This is a genomic window from Shewanella goraebulensis, assembly GCF_030252245.1.
GTDB lineage: Bacteria > Pseudomonadota > Gammaproteobacteria > Enterobacterales > Shewanellaceae > Shewanella > Shewanella goraebulensis.
This window is the reverse complement of the sequence record NZ_CP126972.1, coordinates 187554-204317: the sequence shown is the minus strand read 5'-3', so window position 1 is coordinate 204317 and position 16764 is coordinate 187554. Positions and strand designations below refer to the sequence as shown.

General features: G+C 43.2%; 11 protein-coding genes, 3 tRNA genes and 2 rRNA genes. 1 reads left to right on the top strand and 15 read right to left on the bottom strand.

Annotated features, from left to right (window positions below; translation table 11 throughout):
* Positions 1-12 precede the first annotated feature (12 nt).
* From rpoB to QPX86_RS00925, 11 genes are all read right to left on the bottom strand, one after another.
* Positions 13-4044 carry a DNA-directed RNA polymerase subunit beta gene (gene rpoB, locus QPX86_RS00975; RefSeq protein WP_220755193.1) on the bottom strand — a complete coding sequence of 1344 codons (4032 nt, stop codon included), beginning with the start codon at positions 4042-4044 and terminating at the stop codon, positions 13-15.
* Positions 4045-4284: 240 nt separating this feature from the next.
* Complete coding sequence (gene rplL, locus QPX86_RS00970; RefSeq protein ID WP_153916631.1) at positions 4285-4653, bottom strand: 50S ribosomal protein L7/L12; 369 nt, start codon at positions 4651-4653, stop codon at positions 4285-4287.
* 54 nt (positions 4654-4707) lie between these two features.
* Positions 4708-5205, bottom strand: coding sequence for a 50S ribosomal protein L10 (gene rplJ / locus QPX86_RS00965; RefSeq protein WP_220755192.1), 498 nt, complete (start codon positions 5203-5205; stop codon positions 4708-4710).
* Positions 5206-5462: 257 nt separating this feature from the next.
* Positions 5463-6164, bottom strand: a complete 702-nt coding sequence (rplA, locus tag QPX86_RS00960; protein ID WP_220755191.1) for a 50S ribosomal protein L1 — start codon at positions 6162-6164, stop codon at positions 5463-5465.
* A gap of 4 nt (positions 6165-6168) precedes the next feature.
* Positions 6169-6597, bottom strand: a complete 429-nt coding sequence (gene rplK, locus QPX86_RS00955; protein ID WP_055026515.1) for a 50S ribosomal protein L11 — start codon at positions 6595-6597, stop codon at positions 6169-6171.
* A gap of 128 nt (positions 6598-6725) precedes the next feature.
* On the bottom strand, positions 6726-7277 hold the full coding sequence (nusG, locus tag QPX86_RS00950) for a transcription termination/antitermination protein NusG (protein WP_153916628.1): 552 nt from the start codon (positions 7275-7277) through the stop codon (positions 6726-6728).
* 8 nt (positions 7278-7285) lie between these two features.
* The gene (secE, locus tag QPX86_RS00945; protein ID WP_220755190.1) at positions 7286-7657 is read right to left on the bottom strand and encodes a preprotein translocase subunit SecE; all 372 of its coding nucleotides are present in this window, start codon (positions 7655-7657) and stop codon (positions 7286-7288) included.
* 251 nt (positions 7658-7908) lie between these two features.
* Positions 7909-9093 (bottom strand): elongation factor Tu, encoded by a 1185-nt coding sequence (gene tuf, locus QPX86_RS00940; protein ID WP_220755189.1) that lies wholly within the window; start codon positions 9091-9093, stop codon positions 7909-7911.
* A gap of 191 nt (positions 9094-9284) precedes the next feature.
* Positions 9285-9358: transfer RNA gene (locus tag QPX86_RS00935), tRNA-Gly, on the bottom strand.
* A 36-nt stretch (positions 9359-9394) separates the two neighbouring features.
* Positions 9395-9479, bottom strand: a tRNA-Tyr gene (locus QPX86_RS00930).
* Between the two features lie 7 nt (positions 9480-9486).
* A tRNA-Thr gene (locus QPX86_RS00925) sits at positions 9487-9562 on the bottom strand.
* 221 nt (positions 9563-9783) lie between these two features.
* On the opposite strand from QPX86_RS00925, the gene coaA reads away from it, so the two are divergent.
* Entirely contained in the window at positions 9784-10734 is a 951-nt protein-coding gene (gene coaA / locus QPX86_RS00920; RefSeq protein WP_285163863.1) for a type I pantothenate kinase, read from the top strand.
* A 15-nt stretch (positions 10735-10749) separates the two neighbouring features.
* On the opposite strand, the gene birA is transcribed toward coaA, so the two are convergent.
* From birA to QPX86_RS00900, 4 genes are all read right to left on the bottom strand, one after another.
* Complete coding sequence (gene birA / locus QPX86_RS00915; protein ID WP_285163862.1) at positions 10750-11709, bottom strand: bifunctional biotin--[acetyl-CoA-carboxylase] ligase/biotin operon repressor BirA; 960 nt, start codon at positions 11707-11709, stop codon at positions 10750-10752.
* Positions 11709-12722: a UDP-N-acetylmuramate dehydrogenase gene (gene murB, locus QPX86_RS00910; protein WP_285163861.1), complete on the bottom strand. Its 1014-nt coding sequence runs from the start codon at positions 12720-12722 to the stop codon at positions 11709-11711. Before murB ends, birA begins: the two co-directional genes overlap by 1 nt.
* 644 nt (positions 12723-13366) lie before the next feature.
* Positions 13367-13482, bottom strand: a 5S ribosomal RNA gene (rrf, locus tag QPX86_RS00905).
* Positions 13483-13642: 160 nt separating this feature from the next.
* Positions 13643-16534: ribosomal RNA gene (locus QPX86_RS00900) — 23S ribosomal RNA — on the bottom strand.
* Between the last annotated feature and the right edge of the window lie 230 nt (positions 16535-16764).

Sequence of the window (16764 nt, the reverse complement as noted above, 5' to 3'; positions counted from 1 at the left end):
TAAGAGCGATGCTTACTCTTGATCCAACTCGATATTAATACCAAGTGAACGAATTTCCTTCAACAATACGTTGAAAGACTCAGGCATGCCTGGGTGCATCTGATGGTTACCGTCGACGATGTTTTTATACATCTGAGTACGACCATTAACGTCATCTGATTTAACCGTTAGCATTTCCTGAAGAGTATATGCAGCACCGTATGCTTCTAGTGCCCATACTTCCATCTCACCGAAACGCTGACCACCGAATTGAGCTTTACCGCCCAATGGTTGTTGTGTAACTAAGCTGTACGAACCGGTAGAACGGGCGTGCATCTTGTCATCAACTAAGTGGTTCAATTTGAGCATGTACATGTAACCAACAGTTACTTTACGCTCAAATTCGTTACCGGTACGGCCGTCACATAATGTTAACTGGCCAGAATCAGGTAAGCCTGCAAGTTCAAGCATTTGCTTGATCTCTTTCTCTTTAGCACCATCGAAAGCTGGCGTAGCAACTGGTAAACCACCTTTAAGGTTTTTAGCCAGACGCAATACTTCATCGTCAGTGAATGAGTTGATGTCGACTTTCTGTAGAACTTCGTCACCTAATTCATATACTTGGCGGATGTAGTCGCGCAGTTCAGCAAGTTCACGTTGCTCTTCAAGCATAGCAGTAATACGATTACCGATACCCTTAGCAGCAGCACCTAAGTGAACTTCTAGTACCTGACCAATGTTCATACGCGATGGTACGCCCAATGGGTTTAGTACGATATCAACTGGATCACCAGTTTCATCGTATGGCATGTCTTCGATAGGGCAAATCTTAGAGATTACACCTTTGTTACCGTGACGACCCGCCATCTTATCACCAGGCTGGATAGTACGTTTAACTGCAAGGTAAACCTTAACAATCTTAAGTACGCCAGGTGCTAAGTCATCACCTTGGGTGATTTTGCGACGTTTAACTTCAAACTTCTTATCGAAGTCAGCTTTAAGCTCTTCATGTTGCTCGGCTAATTGCTCAAGCTCAGTTTGCTTAACTTCGTCATCGATAACTTGAATTAATACATCTTTACGTGGTAACTCAGCTAATTTAGCTTGAGAGAAACCAACAGATAGTAATAAATTACGTGCACGGCTCAAAACACCTTCTTCAAGGATTTCGAACTCTTCGCCTAAATCTTTACGCGCTTGGCTAACATGCATCTCTTCAATTTCAAGCGCACGTTTATCTTTTTCGATACCGTCACGAGTGAAAACTTGAACATCGATGATAGTCCCTTTAACTGAGTTAGGAACACGTAATGAGCTGTCCTTAACGTCAGAAGCTTTTTCACCGAAGATTGCACGCAAAAGCTTCTCTTCTGGAGTCAGCTGTGTTTCACCTTTAGGTGTCACTTTACCAACTAGAATGTCGCCGCCTTTAACTTCTGCACCGATGTAAACGATACCTGACTCATCTAGTTTAGACAGTGCAGATTCACCTACATTTGGAATATCAGCAGTAATTTCTTCGCTACCTAATTTCGTATCACGAGCAATACATGAAAGCTCTTGGATATGAATAGTAGTGAAACGATCCTCTTGCGCTACGCGCTCAGAGATTAAGATCGAATCTTCGAAGTTATAACCGTTCCAAGGCATGAATGCGATACGCATATTTTGACCAAGAGCCAAGTCACCTAAATCGGTAGACGGGCCATCGGCTAATACATCACCACGAACAATTGGATCACCAACAGAACAACAAGGACGTTGGTTAATACAAGTGTTTTGGTTAGAACGAGTGTATTTAGTCAAGTTGTAGATATCGATACCAGCTTCACCTGGAGTCAATTCTGCTTCGTTAACTTTCACTACGATACGGCTAGCATCAACATAGTCGATAACACCGCCACGCTTCGCAGCTACAACAACACCTGAGTCAACAGCAAGAGTACGCTCAATACCAGTACCAACAAGAGGCTTATCAGCTCTTAAAGTAGGTACGGCTTGACGTTGCATGTTTGCACCCATCAATGCACGGTTAGCATCATCGTGTTCTAAGAACGGAATAAGTGATGCCGCAACAGAAATGATCTGTTGTGGTGATACATCCATATATTGGATATCAGCAGCACGCATAAAGGTAGATTCACCTTTATGACGACATGCGATTTGCTCTTCAAGCATACGGTTTGAAGAATCAATTTCGATGTTTGCCTGCGCAATCACATAACGGCCTTCTTCGATTGCTGATAAGTATTCAACTTCATCAGTAACCACACAGTCAACAACCTTTCGATAAGGCGTTTCCAGGAAGCCATACGAGTTAGTACGAGCGAAACTTGCCAACGAGTTAATTAGACCAATGTTTGGTCCCTCTGGCGTTTCGATTGGACATAAACGACCGTAGTGAGTTGGATGTACGTCACGTACTTCGAAACCAGCACGTTCACGTGTTAAACCACCAGGACCAAGTGCCGAGATACGACGCTTATGCGTCACTTCTGACAACGGGTTGTTTTGGTCCATAAACTGTGACAACTGTGAAGAACCAAAGAATTCTTTCACAGCCGCAGAAATAGGCTTAGCATTGATTAGATCTTGTGGCATAAGCTCATTCAGATCGCCTAAAGATAGACGTTCACGAACAGCACGCTCAACACGAACTAGACCAACACGGAATTGGTTTTCAGCCATTTCACCAACGCTACGAATACGACGGTTACCTAGATGGTCAATATCGTCGACTTCATCGTAACCGTTACGGATTTCGATGATTTTCTTCATAACGTGTACGATGTCTTCTTTAGACAGTACGCCTGCACCTTCATCTTCAGAAATCTCAAGACGACGGTTGAACTTCATACGACCTACTTTAGATAAGTCATAACGTTCTTCACTGAAGAACAAGTTCTGGAATAAGCCTTCAGCTGCATCTTTGGTTGGTGGCTCACCAGGACGCATCATGCGGTAGATTTCAACTAATGCTTCTAAGCGGTTAGTTGTAGAATCAATACGTAATGTGTCTGAGATATATGCACCATGATCAAGATCGTTGATAAACAAAGTATCAACTTCTTTAATACCCGCTAAAGAAAGTTTAGCTAGGTCTTCAAGGGTGATTTCAGCATTTGCGCTAACAAGTACTTCACCAGTATCTTCATCAATGTAATCTTGAGCAGCATATTTACCAACAATGTAATCAACTGGTACTTCAAGTTCAGTTGTGTTGGATTTTTCAAGCTGTCTGATGTGACGAGCAGTAATACGACGACCAGTTTCAACTAATAAGTTGCCATCCGAGTCTTTGATGTCGTAGCTTGCAGTCTCACCACGAAGGCGATCTGGCACAAGTGCCATAACAAGTGAATCTTGCTTAATCTTGAACTCAATACGTTCAAAGAATAAGTCTAAGATTTCTTGAGTAGAAAACTCTAATGCACGTAAGATGATAGTCGCTGGTAATTTACGGCGACGGTCAATACGTACAAATAAGGCATCTTTTGGATCAAATTCAAAGTCAAGCCATGAACCACGGTAAGGAATAATACGTGCGTTATAAAGCACCTTACCAGAAGAGTGGGTTTTACCACGGTCATGATCAAAGAATACACCTGGAGAACGGTGTAACTGAGACACGATCACACGCTCAGTACCATTGATAACAAAAGTACCATTATCAGTCATTAATGGGATATCACCCATATAGACTTCTTGTTCTTTAATATCTTTAACTGTGCCTGGTGCAGCTTCACGGTCATATAAAACCATACGCAATTTAACGCGTAATGGAGCTGAATATGTAACACCGCGGATCTGACACTCTTTCACATCAAAAACTGGCTCGCCTAGCTTGTAACTGACATATTGCAGTTCAGAGTTGCCAGAAAAGCTCTTGATGGGAAAAACGCTACGGAATGCAGCTTCAAAGCCGCGTTCACCCGTAGGATCTTGATCGGTGAACTTCTTAAAAGAGTCTAATTGAATAGACAACAGGTACGGAATATCCAAAACTTTTGGACGTTTGCCAAAGTCTTTACGAATACGCTTCTTTTCAGAATAGGAGTAAACCATGGGTTTCCTCTACTTACGAGATGTGACCAAGACTGAAATAATACAAAGATTAAATCAGCACGTTTGCCCATCACCGTTGATGGCAAGAACCTAACCAGTAATCTCTGCTAGGAACTGCTAATAACTGGCGACAAACGGTGAATAAAAAATCGCCTGCGCATATAGCGCAAAAAAGGCCGACGGTTAAAAAACCGCCAGCCTCCGCCCGATTACTCGGGAGGTGGTAAGTTAGAGTATAACTTACTTAACTTCTACTTCAGCGCCAGCAGCTTCTAAATCGCCTTTAAGGGCTTCTGCTTCTTCTTTAGTGATAGCTTCTTTAACCGCAACTGGTGCAGACTCAGCCATTGCTTTAGCTTCTTTCAGGCCAAGACCTGTAGCGCCACGAAGTGCTTTAATTACAGCAACTTTGTTAGCACCGAATGAAGTCATAACAACGTCAAATTCGGTTTGCTCAGCAGCAGCACCGCCAGCGTCGCCGCCAACAGCAACAGCAGCAGCTGCAGCAGAAACGCCGAATTTTTCTTCCATTGCTTCGATTAGTTCAACAACTTCCATTACAGACATTTCTGCGAAAGCTTCTAAGATTTGGTCTTTTGTGATAGACATAACAAAAAATTCCTATTGTACTGAATTCAATTAATTTAAGCGGCTAATAAAATATTATGCTGCTTCTTTTTGATCGCGAAGAGCGGCCAATGTACGAACAAACTTGCCAGCAGATGCTTCTTTCATAGTCATCATCAACTGAGCTAGTGCTTCGTCGTAAGTTGGTAATTTCGCTAAACGATCAATATCTGCTGCAGGGATTACTTCCCCTTCAAAGGCTGCTGCTTTAATTTCAAACTTTTCTTGTGCAGTTGCGAAATCTTTTAGAAGACGCGCTGCAGCACCTGGGTGCTCAGTAGAAAATGCAATTAAAGTAGGACCAGTAAACGTGTCAGACAGGCACTCAAAATCAGTACCAGCTACAGCGCGTTTAACTAATGTATTACGTACTACGCGTACATAAACACCAGCTTCACGAGCTGCTTTACGCAGACCGGTCATCTCACCTACAGTTACACCGCGTGAATCGGCAACAACTGCAGATAAAGCACCTTTGGCTGCTTCGTTGACTTCAGCAACAATCGCTTTTTTGTCTTCGAGTCTTAATGCCATTGGCTTTACTCCTGGATTCTACCTAGGGATATCCCTAGTATTTACCATATTAAACACTTATGTGTTTAACGACTTACGGTGCAGATTTCCAGCAGAACAAAATCTATCTGGGGGGTCTGACACCGTCTACGTAGGAAATTAAGTTATCCTAAGAAAACACCTACGGTCTTGGACGGAAATCTGTTTTTAACGTTGTCAAAAACAGACCTCAACCCACAAAGTGCGCGGATTATACACTAACCCACTCACTTTGTATATTACTTAAGGTCTTCCAATGTAGCTTGGTCAACCACAACACCTGCACCCATAGTGGTAGAGATGCTGACTTTTTTCACGTATACGCCTTTAGCAACTGCAGGCTTAGCCTTTTTCAGTGCTGCGACTAACGCTTCTAAGTTTTCTTTAAGCTGTGCTGGTTCAAAATCCACTTTACCGATAGTAGTGTGGATAATACCATTCTTGTCGTTACGGTAACGAACTTGACCGGCTTTGGCATTTTTAACTGCATCAGCAACGTTTGGCGTTACTGTACCAGTTTTAGGGTTAGGCATTAGACCACGTGGGCCTAAGATTTGACCTAACTGACCAACAACGCGCATTGCATCTGGAGATGCGATCACTACGTCGAAGTTCATTTCGCCAGCTTTAACTTGTGCAGCTAGCTCGTCCATACCAACTAACTCTGCACCAGCTTCTTTAGCTGCTTCAGCGTTTGCGCCCTGTGTGAACACAGCAACACGAACTTCACGGCCAGTACCATGTGGTAATACTGTAGCGCCACGAACGTTTTGGTCTGATTTACGAGGGTCAATACCTAGGTTAACAGCAACGTCAACACTTTCTACGAATTTAGCAGTAGCAAGTTCTTTTAATAAAGAAACAGCTTCATTGATATCGTAGCTTTTAGTTCCGTCGATTTTCTCGCGGATTACGCGCATGCGCTTAGTTAGCTTTGCCATTATATTAGTCCTCTACTACCAAACCCATTGAACGTGCAGTACCTTCAATTGAACGCATCATAGCTTCAACATCAGCACCAGTCATATCAGCCGCTTTAGTTTCAGCAATTTCCTGAACAGCGCTGCGCTTGATAGTTCCAACTTTCTCGGTATTTGGACGGCCAGAACCAGACTTTAGACCGGCAGCTTTCAACAATAAGAAAGATGCTGGAGGAGTCTTAGTTTCGAACGTGAAAGAACGATCGTTGTATACAGTGATAACTACAGGAATCGGCATACCTTTGTCGAACTTTTCAGTACGAGCGTTGAATGCTTTACAGAATTCCATGATGTTCACACCTTTTTGACCTAGAGCAGGACCAACTGGTGGAGACGGGTTTGCAGCACCGGCTGCTACTTGTAGCTTAATATAAGCTTCAATTTTCTTTGCCATGTCGACATTTCCTCAATTTGGGTTCAAACGCTATCGGCTACATGCCAATGAGCTCCCCTTGAAAACAACGGGTGCGGATTATACTAAAATCCGCACCCGCAAACAAACACTATTTGTATTTAATTTAATCAGTTCTTTTCAACTTGCTGGAAGTCTAACTCTACAGGAGTTGAACGACCGAAGATCATTACTGAAACCTTGACACGGTTTTTATCGTAATCAACTTCTTCGATAGTGCCATTAAAGTCAGCAAATGGACCATCGTTAACACGAACAACTTCACCAGGTTCAAACATAACGCGATGAGTTGGAGACTCGACGGTATCTTGTAAACGCTGAAGAATGGCATCCGCTTCCCTATCTGAAATAGGTGCTGGACGATCTGACGTCCCACCAATGAAGCCCATTACACGTGGAATGCTTTTCACTAAGTGCCAGCTTTCGTCATTCATTTCCATCTGGACTAATACATAGCCAGGGAAGAATTTACGCTCGCTTTTGCGACGTTGACCATCACGCATTTCAACTACTTCTTCAGTCGGTACAAGAACCTCTGCGAAGTAATCTTCCATGTTGTGCATCTTAATATGTTCAAGCAAAGTTTTTACCACTCGGCCTTCATAGCCAGAGAATGCTTGAATGACATACCATCTTTTTTTAGCTTCTGTTGCTTCAGTCATGTAAATGCCTATACGCCAGTAATTAGGTTAACAACGCGCAATAGTACCCAGTCGAAACCCCAAAGGATAACGGCTACGACAGCTGTTGCAGCAAGAACAATGAATGTTGTGTTTAGCGCTTCTTGACGCGTAGGCCAAACCACTTTACGTACTTCAATGTGAGCTTCACGAGCGAAAGATAAAGCTTCTTTACCTTTCACAGTTTGCAGAGCAATAAAGCCTGCAATAACAAAGGCAACAATTACGCCTAATGCGCGTACTACAACACTGGCTTCGCCAAATGCTTGGTTGCCAATAACAGCGGCGGCAATCAATATAACTGCAATGCCCCACTTAACAATATCCAGAGGATTATTCTGGTTTTCAGTATTTGTCGTCATCGGTTGGTTCCGTTACTCACTAAGACCTGAGCTTAAATTTGATAAATATGTACCATTTTATCAAATAGTACTTCCGAGTTTAGCCACGAAAAGCATCAGCTCAGGGTCAAAAATCGGCCATAGATTGTATTCTTATTCTCGTCAGTTCGCAAGGTCGACACTTGAGAACATAAGCAAAACTTAAAAAAAATCTGTAAAACAAAAAAAGGAAGCCGAAGCTTCCTTTTTAAAGTGTTTACTAAAGGTCGCTATTAAGCAACGATTTTAGCTACAACACCAGCACCAACAGTACGGCCACCTTCACGGATAGCGAAACGTAAACCGTCGTCCATCGCGATTGGGTAGATTAGTGTAACAACCATCTTGATGTTATCACCAGGCATTACCATTTCTACGCCTTCTGGAAGCTCGATAGTACCAGTTACGTCAGTTGTACGGAAGTAGAACTGTGGACGGTAGCCTTTGAAGAATGGAGTGTGACGTCCGCCTTCTTCTTTGCTTAACACGTATACTTCTGATTCGAATGTAGTGTGAGGAGTGATAGTACCTGGCTGTGCCAATACTTGACCACGCTCAACATCTTCACGCTTAGTACCACGTAAAAGAACACCACAGTTTTCGCCAGCACGACCTTCGTCAAGAAGCTTGCGGAACATTTCAACACCAGTACAAGTAGTCTTAGTCGTGTCTTTAACACCAACGATTTCAACTTCTTCACCAACGCGGATGATACCACGCTCAACACGACCAGTAACAACTGTACCACGACCTGAAATTGAGAAAACATCTTCAATAGGAAGTAGGAACGGCTTATCAATGTCACGCTCTGGCTCTGGGATGTACGAATCTAAAGCTTCAGCTAGTTCGATGATCTTTGGTTCCCAAGCTTCGTCGCCTTCAAGAGCTTTAAGCGCAGAACCTTGGATAACTGGTAAGTCATCACCTGGGAAGTCATACTCAGAAAGAAGTTCACGAACTTCCATTTCTACTAATTCAAGTAGTTCTTCATCGTCAACCATGTCACATTTGTTCATGAATACGATGATGAAAGGTACACCAACCTGACGTGAAAGCAGGATGTGCTCACGTGTTTGTGGCATTGGACCATCTGTAGCAGCAACTACTAAGATAGCACCGTCCATTTGAGCAGCACCAGTAATCATGTTTTTAACATAATCGGCGTGACCAGGACAATCTACGTGTGCGTAGTGACGTGTAGGTGTGTCATATTCGATGTGAGAAGTATTAATTGTAATACCACGCTCGCGCTCTTCTGGAGCGTTATCGATTTGAGCGAAATCACGAGCTTCACCACCGTAGACTTTGGTCAATACTGCTGAGATAGCAGCGGTTAGAGTAGTTTTACCATGGTCAACGTGACCAATTGTACCCACGTTTACGTGTGGTTTACTACGTTCAAATTTTTCTTTAGCCATGATATTGCCTCAATCCAGAGTCTTGGTAATGAAAACACATATAGAAAAAATCCGATGCATGAAATGACATCGAATCGATTAGTTATTGGTGATTAAGTTTAGCATAAGACAGGGCGTGCTGATTTAAAGGATTTGATTGACTTAATAGTTCTTTTAAACGAACTATTAAGCAATCAAGTCGTTCAGCAATTTGGAGCGGATGGCGGGAATCGAACCCGCGTTATCAGCTTGGAAGGCTGGAGTAATACCATTATACGACATCCGCGCAACCTGAATAAGGCTACCTAACTACCTTTAAAAATGGTGGAGGGAGAAGGATTCGAACCTTCGAAGGCTGAGCCGTCAGATTTACAGTCTGATCCCTTTGGCCACTCGGGAACCCCTCCAGAAAAATGGTGCCGGCACCAAGAGTCGAACTCGGGACCTACTGATTACAAGTCAGTTGCTCTACCAACTGAGCTATGCCGGCTAATCATTTCGGAAACGGATATTAGGTAAATGTTGGCGCAAGTGCAATAGGAAATGCATAAAAAAGCTAAAAAAAGTCTTAAATGTCGCTTTTTTGGGCTTTATTTTATAAAGAAGGATAAAAATAAAGCAATTTGTTCAAGTCTCTATAAGTAAGATGACTTTAGCTATTGTTCAAAATAAATTGGTGGTGTACTGTGCCTGACCTAAGGAAAGGAAGATATGACAGCCAACAATACATTACATCAAGCACTTTATTTTTCATTTCTTCGCCAACAATGGGCCGAATTACGAAATTCTGTGCCTTTGACACTCAGCGAAGAAGAGTTAGCTAACTTACGTGGCATGAACGAACAGCTCTCATTAGATGAAGTTACTGACATATATCTACCCCTTAGCCGATTACTAAACCTTATCATTGATTCAAAGCAACAGCGCGGCGTTGTCCTTGATCAATTCTTAGATCACAAGCCAACAAAATCACCCTATATCATCAGTATTTCTGGTAGCGTCGCTGTAGGTAAAAGTACCACAGCACGAATTTTACAAACACTTCTGCAACGCTGGCCAGAACATCCTAAAGTCGAACTGGTAACCACTGATGGTTTTTTATATCCATTAGCAGAGCTTACACATAACAATCTACTAAAACGCAAAGGTTTTCCTGAAAGTTATGACATGAAAATGCTCATCGACTTTATTTCTGCAGTTAAAGCAGGTGAACCTAATGTTAGTGCTCCTTTGTATTCTCATGTCACGTACGACCGGTTAACAGATCAAGTTCAGAATATAAACCAGCCAGACATTTTGATTATTGAAGGCCTAAACGTACTCCAAACCGCTTTAGATCCAAGCCCTGAAAGTCGAAGTAGCTTTCTATCTGACTATGTAGACTTCTCAATATATGTGGATGCAGAAGAAACACTATTAAAAGAATGGTATCAACAACGCTTCTTAAAGTTCAGGCAGGGAGCATTCAGTGACCCTAATTCGTTCTTTCATCATTACTCACAGCTTTCTGATGACGAAGCCAATGCCACAGCTGCTCATATTTGGGATACCATCAATGGGCCAAACTTACAGACCAACATCAAGCCTAGTCGAGAGCGAGCAAATTTAATCCTAAAAAAAGCGGCCAACCATCTGGTCGACCACGTTTTATTACGTAAATAGCTGAGAATTATTGCCCTACTTTGCTCTTAGACTTATCTCACCGCCAATGTAAGGGCTTATCACACCATCCGTTTCAACAAGGACGGCTCCTTGTTTGTCTATGCCTTTACAAACTCCAGATACCGACTGCGGCGCCATCAATAAGCTAATTTCTTTATTATAAAACAAATCGTACTCTTGCCAATGCGGTATAAAAGGTTCTAAACCTTCTAATTCAAAACGAGTCAAATCTACTTTTAGTTGCTTATGAATTGCGATCAACATAGCAGTCTTATCAGGCATTGAATTTAGCGAAGTTAAGTCACTCCATGGTTGCTCAATCAATTGAGCATGCAGATCTGACATGCTCATATTAATACCGAAACCTATCACCAGGTTACACTCATCAATTGAATGGCCAGAAAGCTCAATTAAAATACCAGCAAGCTTCTTATTGTCGCGATATATGTCATTCGGCCATTTAACGCCTAAGCCATCAACATTAAACTCTTTTAATGCGCTAACAATTGAACATGCTACAACAAGGCTCAACCCCATCGCGGCATTCATACCCTGGCTCAATCGCCAAAACATTGAGGCATAAACATGTTGCCCATATGGAGAAATCCATTGCCTCCCTCTTCTGCCTCTACCAGCTGATTGAAACTCAGCGATACAGATATCGCCATTTTTCAATTCATCGGTATGCTGAAGCATAAATGCATTGGTACTTCCTATTTCGTTGAAATAAAAGCAACGATTTTCGATGTTATCTATCAGCTTAGTTTTATCAAAAAGCGGCAGCTGTTTAGGTAATTTATATCCCTTTCCTTTTACACTAAATACATCAACGCCATAATCAGCTAATTGGGCAATATGATTATTAACAGCAGTTCTAGAAAGGCCGACTTTTTGTGCGATTACTTCACCTGAGATATATTCTTTATGGTCCAATAATTCGATGATCTGTGTCTTTTTATCCCAATGCTCATTCATTACAAAGTCACCTCTCCTGTTGAGCCAATAATTCTTGGTTCAGGCTCTAATTGAATTCCAAATTTTGTAAACACAATATCTATGATTGAATTAGCCAAGTTACAAATATCAGCACCTACTGCAGTATCTAAATTAACAAGCACTAACGCCTGCTTATCATGTACAGCAGCTCGCCCTTCCTTAAACCCTTTCAAACCTGCTTCATCTATCAACCAGCCAGCTGCAACCTTAATTTTTCCATCCGCCTGTGCATAACCAACTAAATCAGAATATGTTTTTAATAACTCCAAATACTCGGAGGCTTCTATAATAGGATTTTTAAAAAAACTACCAACGTTGCCAATTATTGATGGGTCAGGCAATTTACTCTTTCTTACTTCACAGACGGCATCAAATACTGCTTCAGGCGTTACTGTTTCAATATTTAAATGCTGTAGTGGCCCGTATGTTAAATTCGGTTGCCAAAGTTTAGGCAGTTTGAATTGAACTTCAGTTATTAGCGCTTTGCTTTTAAGTTCACTCTTGAAAATAGATTCACGGTAACCAAAGTGGCATTTATCCGAAGTTAACGTATAGCTGTCGAAACAATCTAAATCTAAATAGGCTACTTGCTCGCAAAATTGATTCATTTCTACACCATAAGCACCAATATTTTGAATTGGTGAGGCTCCTACAGAGCCTGGAATAAGTGCTAGATTCTCTAAACCGTGAAAACCATGTTTCAAACAAAAGTGAACAAAAGAATGCCAGTTTTCGCCAGCCTGTACTGTCAGATAAAAATATTGGTTATCTTCAGAAACCTCTATACCTTTAGTATCAACTTTAATCACCACGCCATCGAAGTCGCTGGTGAAGACAACATTGCTGCCTCCACCTAAAATCATCACAGGTGAATTTTGGCTAGTAGCATTCAGATATACTGCCTTAAATTCATCAATGCTAGTAACTTGAACTAGCTGCTGGCAATTTTGCGCTAAAGATAGAGTGTTAAAGGGTTTTAAGCTAACAGACATATACGAATACTTAGAAAAATGATGAGCTATTGTACCCTGCCATTTTTAATAACACTATTAGGCAAAGTAATGGAGGATAAATTTTAAGATCTTAAACATTACCACATCTAAACATAACTAACTTTAGCCCCAAAAAAACGTTACGTCAGTCACGGGTTATCTGCTCTCTTGAAAAGAGAAATTAGGCGCTTGGCGATGACCTACTTTCACATGGGCATATCAATCACACTGACTTTCGCGCACTAAATTCTTACTCGCTATATACGAAAAAAGCCCTGACTGTTAAGTCAGGACTTTCTCGACTCTCTTAAAAGAGAAACTAGGCGCTTGGCAGTGTCCCAATTGGCCTATTTGCGCATGGGCATATCAATCACACTGTCTTTCGCGGCACTAATTCTTACTCGCTATAAACGAAAAAAGCCCTGACTATTAAGTCAGGGCTTTTTCGACTCTCTAAAAGAGAAACTAGGTGCTTGGTAATGACCTACTTGCGCATGGGCGTATCAACCACACTATCAGCTGTTGATATGTCTAAAATGGAGCTTTAGCTTCGTTTCTGAAGATGTATATCTTAAATGACAGACACAAAAAAGCCCGTTACGTGAGTAACGGGCTATCTGCTCTCTTAAAAAGAGAAATTAGGCGCTTGGCAATGACCTACTTTCACATGGGGAGACCCCACACTATCATCGGCGCTATTGCGTTTCACTACTGAGTTCGGGATGGGATCAGGTGGTACCACAATGCTATTGTCACCAAGCAAATTCGGTGTTAATCGCTTATCGCAATTAACTAAATTCGGAAAGCTGTTTGAGTGTTTTACTTTATTAAGTGCTTTATATTCTTCACTAAGTCTTACCTTTAACAGTAAGTAATAAATCTAGTTACCATCAACTCAGATAAAAACTCATCTGGGTTGTATGGTTAAGCCTCACGAGTCATTAGTACAGGTTAGCTCAACGCCTCACAACGCTTACACACCCTGCCTATCAACGTCCTAGTCTCGAACGGCTCTTTAGAGGAATTAAATTCCTAGGGATGACTCATCTTAGGACTCGCTTCCCGCTTAGATGCTTTCAGCGGTTATCGATTCCGAACGTAGCTACCGGGCAATGCTATTGGCATAACAACCCGAACACCAGCGGTTCGTCCACTCCGGTCCTCTCGTACTAGGAGCAGCTTCCTTCAATCATCCAACGCCCACGGCAGATAGGGACCGAACTGTCTCACGACGTTCTGAACCCAGCTCGCGTACCACTTTAAATGGCGAACAGCCATACCCTTGGGACCGACTTCAGCCCCAGGATGTGATGAGCCGACATCGAGGTGCCAAACACCGCCGTCGATATGAACTCTTGGGCGGTATCAGCCTGTTATCCCCGGAGTACCTTTTATCCGTTGAGCGATGGCCCTTCCATACAGAACCACCGGATCACTATGACCTACTTTCGTACCTGCTCGACGTGTATGTCTCGCAGTTAAGCTGGCTTATGCCATTGCACTAACCGTACGATGTCCGACCGTACTTAGCCAACCTTCGTGCTCCTCCGTTACTCTTTGGGAGGAGACCGCCCCAGTCAAACTACCCACCAGGCACTGTCCCGAACCCCGATAAGGGGCCGCGGTTAGAACATCAAAACTACAAGGGTGGTATTTCAAGATTGACTCCACTCCATCTAGCGACGAAGCTTCAAAGTCTCCCACCTATCCTACACATGTAGGTTCAATGTTCAGTGCCAAGCTATAGTAAAGGTTCACGGGGTCTTTCCGTCTAGCCGCGGGTATACGGCATCTTCACCGCAATTTCAACTTCACTGAGTCTCGGCTGGAGACAGCGTGGCCATCATTACGCCATTCGTGCAGGTCGGAACTTACCCGACAAGGAATTTCGCTACCTTAGGACCGTTATAGTTACGGCCGCCGTTTACTTGGGCTTCGATCATGAGCTTCTCCGAAGATAACCCAATCAATTAACCTTCAAGCACCGGGCAGGCGTCATACCGTATACGTCATCTTGCGATTTTGCACAGTACTGTGTTTTTGATAAACAGTTGCAGCCACCTGGTATCTGCGACTCCCAGCAGCTTAGAGAGCAAGTCTCATCACCGCCAGGAGCGTACCTTCTCCCGAAGTTACGGTACCATTTTGCCTAGTTCCTTCAGCCGAGTTCTCTCAAGCGCCTTGGTATTCTCTACCCGACCACCTGTGTCGGTTTGGGGTACGATTCCTACTAACCTGAAGCTTAGAAGATTTTCCTGGAAGCATGGCATCAACTACTTCATCCCCTTGGGGACTCGTCATCAACTCTCAGCCTAGTGTTCACCCGGATTTGCCTAAGTGAACAGCCTACAGTCTTAAACGCGGACAACCAACGCCGCGCTAGCCTAGCCTTCTCCGTCTCTCCATCGCAGTTAGCAAAAGTACAGGAATATTGACCTGTTTCCCATCGACTACGCCTTTCGGCCTCGCCTTAGGGGTCGACTCACCCTGCCCCGATTAACGTTGGACAGGAACCCTTGGTCTTTCGGCGTGGGGGTTTTTCACCCCCATTATCGTTACTCATGTCAGCATTCGCACTTCTGATACGTCCAGTGTGGGTTACCCCTTCACCTTCAACCGCTTACAGAACGCTCCTCTACCGCTTGCTCCTAAGAGCAAACCCATAGCTTCGGTGTATTGCTTAGCCCCGTTAAATCTTCCGCGCAGGCCGACTCGACTAGTGAGCTATTACGCTTTCTTTAAATGATGGCTGCTTCTAAGCCAACATCCTAGCTGTCTAAGCCTTCCCACATCGTTTCCCACTTAGCAATAACTTTGGGACCTTAGCTGATGGTCTGGGTTGTTTCCCTTTTGACGACGGACGTTAGCACCCGCCGTCTGTCTCCCGAGTAGTACTCACTGGTATTCGGAGTTTGCAAAGGGTTGGTAAGTCGGGATGACCCCCTAGCCTTAACAGTGCTCTACCCCCAGTGGTATTCGCTCGAGGCGCTACCTAAATAGCTTTCGAGGAGAACCAGATATCTCCGAGTTTGATTGGCCTTTCACCCCCAGCCACAAGTCATCCGCTAATTTTTCAACATTAGTCGGTTCGGTCCTCCAGTTGATGTTACTCAACCTTCAACCTGCCCATGGCTAGATCACTCGGTTTCGGGTCTACACCTTGCAACTAAACGCGCAGTTAACACTCGGTTTCCCTACGGCTCCGCTATTCGCTTAACCTCGCTACAAAATGTAAGTCGCTGACCCATTATACAAAAGGTACGCAGTCACGGTCTCAAGAACCGCTCCCACTGCTTGTACGTACACGGTTTCAGGTTCTATTTCACTCCCCTCACAGGGGTTCTTTTCGCCTTTCCCTCACGGTACTGGTTCACTATCGGTCAGTCAGGAGTATTTAGCCTTGGAGGATGGTCCCCCCATATTCAAACAGGATGTCACGTGTCCCGCCTTACTCGATTTCATCTATGGTTAGTTTTCATGTACGGGGCTATCACCCTGTGCCGCTGTGCTTTCCAACACATTCCACTAACACCCCATAGACTTAAGGGCTAATCCCCGTTCGCTCGCCGCTACTAGGGGAATCTCGGTTGATTTCTTTTCCTCTGGGTACTTAGATGTTTCAGTTCCCCAGGTTCGCCTCATAACGCTATGTATTCACGTTATGATGACCACTTATGTGGCCGGGTTTCCCCATTCGGACATCGTTAGCTCAAATGCTTGTTACTAGCTCGCCAACGCTTTTCGCAAGTTACTACGTCCTTCATCGCCTCTGACTGCCAAGGCATCCACCGTATACGCTTAGTCACTTAACCATACAACCCAAATAAGTTTCAAAAGAAACTCAAGTTGTACCGTAACTAGCTGGTTTATTACTAATTTGCATCTCTTACGAGTACACAAATTCGCCTTAGTTTTTAGAATATTCAAGACACTTAATAAAGTGTTTTGAGAACTCAATGTATTACTGAAAAGGGATTAACTTCCCAATAATACGATTTGTATTAATTAACATGACAGACTCATGCAATTAAATACTATCAGC

Bases quoted from the DNA above. Each gene is read 5' to 3' on its own strand.
- rpoB (WP_220755193.1), bottom strand. From the start codon at position 4,044: ATGGTTTACTCCTATTCTGAAAAGAAGCGTATTCGTAAAGACTTTGGC.
- rplL (WP_153916631.1), bottom strand. From the start codon at position 4,653: ATGTCTATCACAAAAGACCAAATCTTAGAAGCTTTCGCAGAAATGTCT.
- rplJ (WP_220755192.1), bottom strand. From the start codon at position 5,205: ATGGCATTAAGACTCGAAGACAAAAAAGCGATTGTTGCTGAAGTCAAC.
- rplA (WP_220755191.1), bottom strand. From the start codon at position 6,164: ATGGCAAAGCTAACTAAGCGCATGCGCGTAATCCGCGAGAAAATCGAC.
- rplK (WP_055026515.1), bottom strand. From the start codon at position 6,597: ATGGCAAAGAAAATTGAAGCTTATATTAAGCTACAAGTAGCAGCCGGT.
- nusG (WP_153916628.1), bottom strand. From the start codon at position 7,277: ATGACTGAAGCAACAGAAGCTAAAAAAAGATGGTATGTCATTCAAGCA.
- secE (WP_220755190.1), bottom strand. From the start codon at position 7,657: ATGACGACAAATACTGAAAACCAGAATAATCCTCTGGATATTGTTAAG.
- tuf (WP_220755189.1), bottom strand. From the start codon at position 9,093: ATGGCTAAAGAAAAATTTGAACGTAGTAAACCACACGTAAACGTGGGT.
- coaA (WP_285163863.1), top strand. From the start codon at position 9,784: ATGACAGCCAACAATACATTACATCAAGCACTTTATTTTTCATTTCTT.
- birA (WP_285163862.1), bottom strand. From the start codon at position 11,709: ATGAATGAGCATTGGGATAAAAAGACACAGATCATCGAATTATTGGAC.
- murB (WP_285163861.1), bottom strand. From the start codon at position 12,722: ATGTCTGTTAGCTTAAAACCCTTTAACACTCTATCTTTAGCGCAAAAT.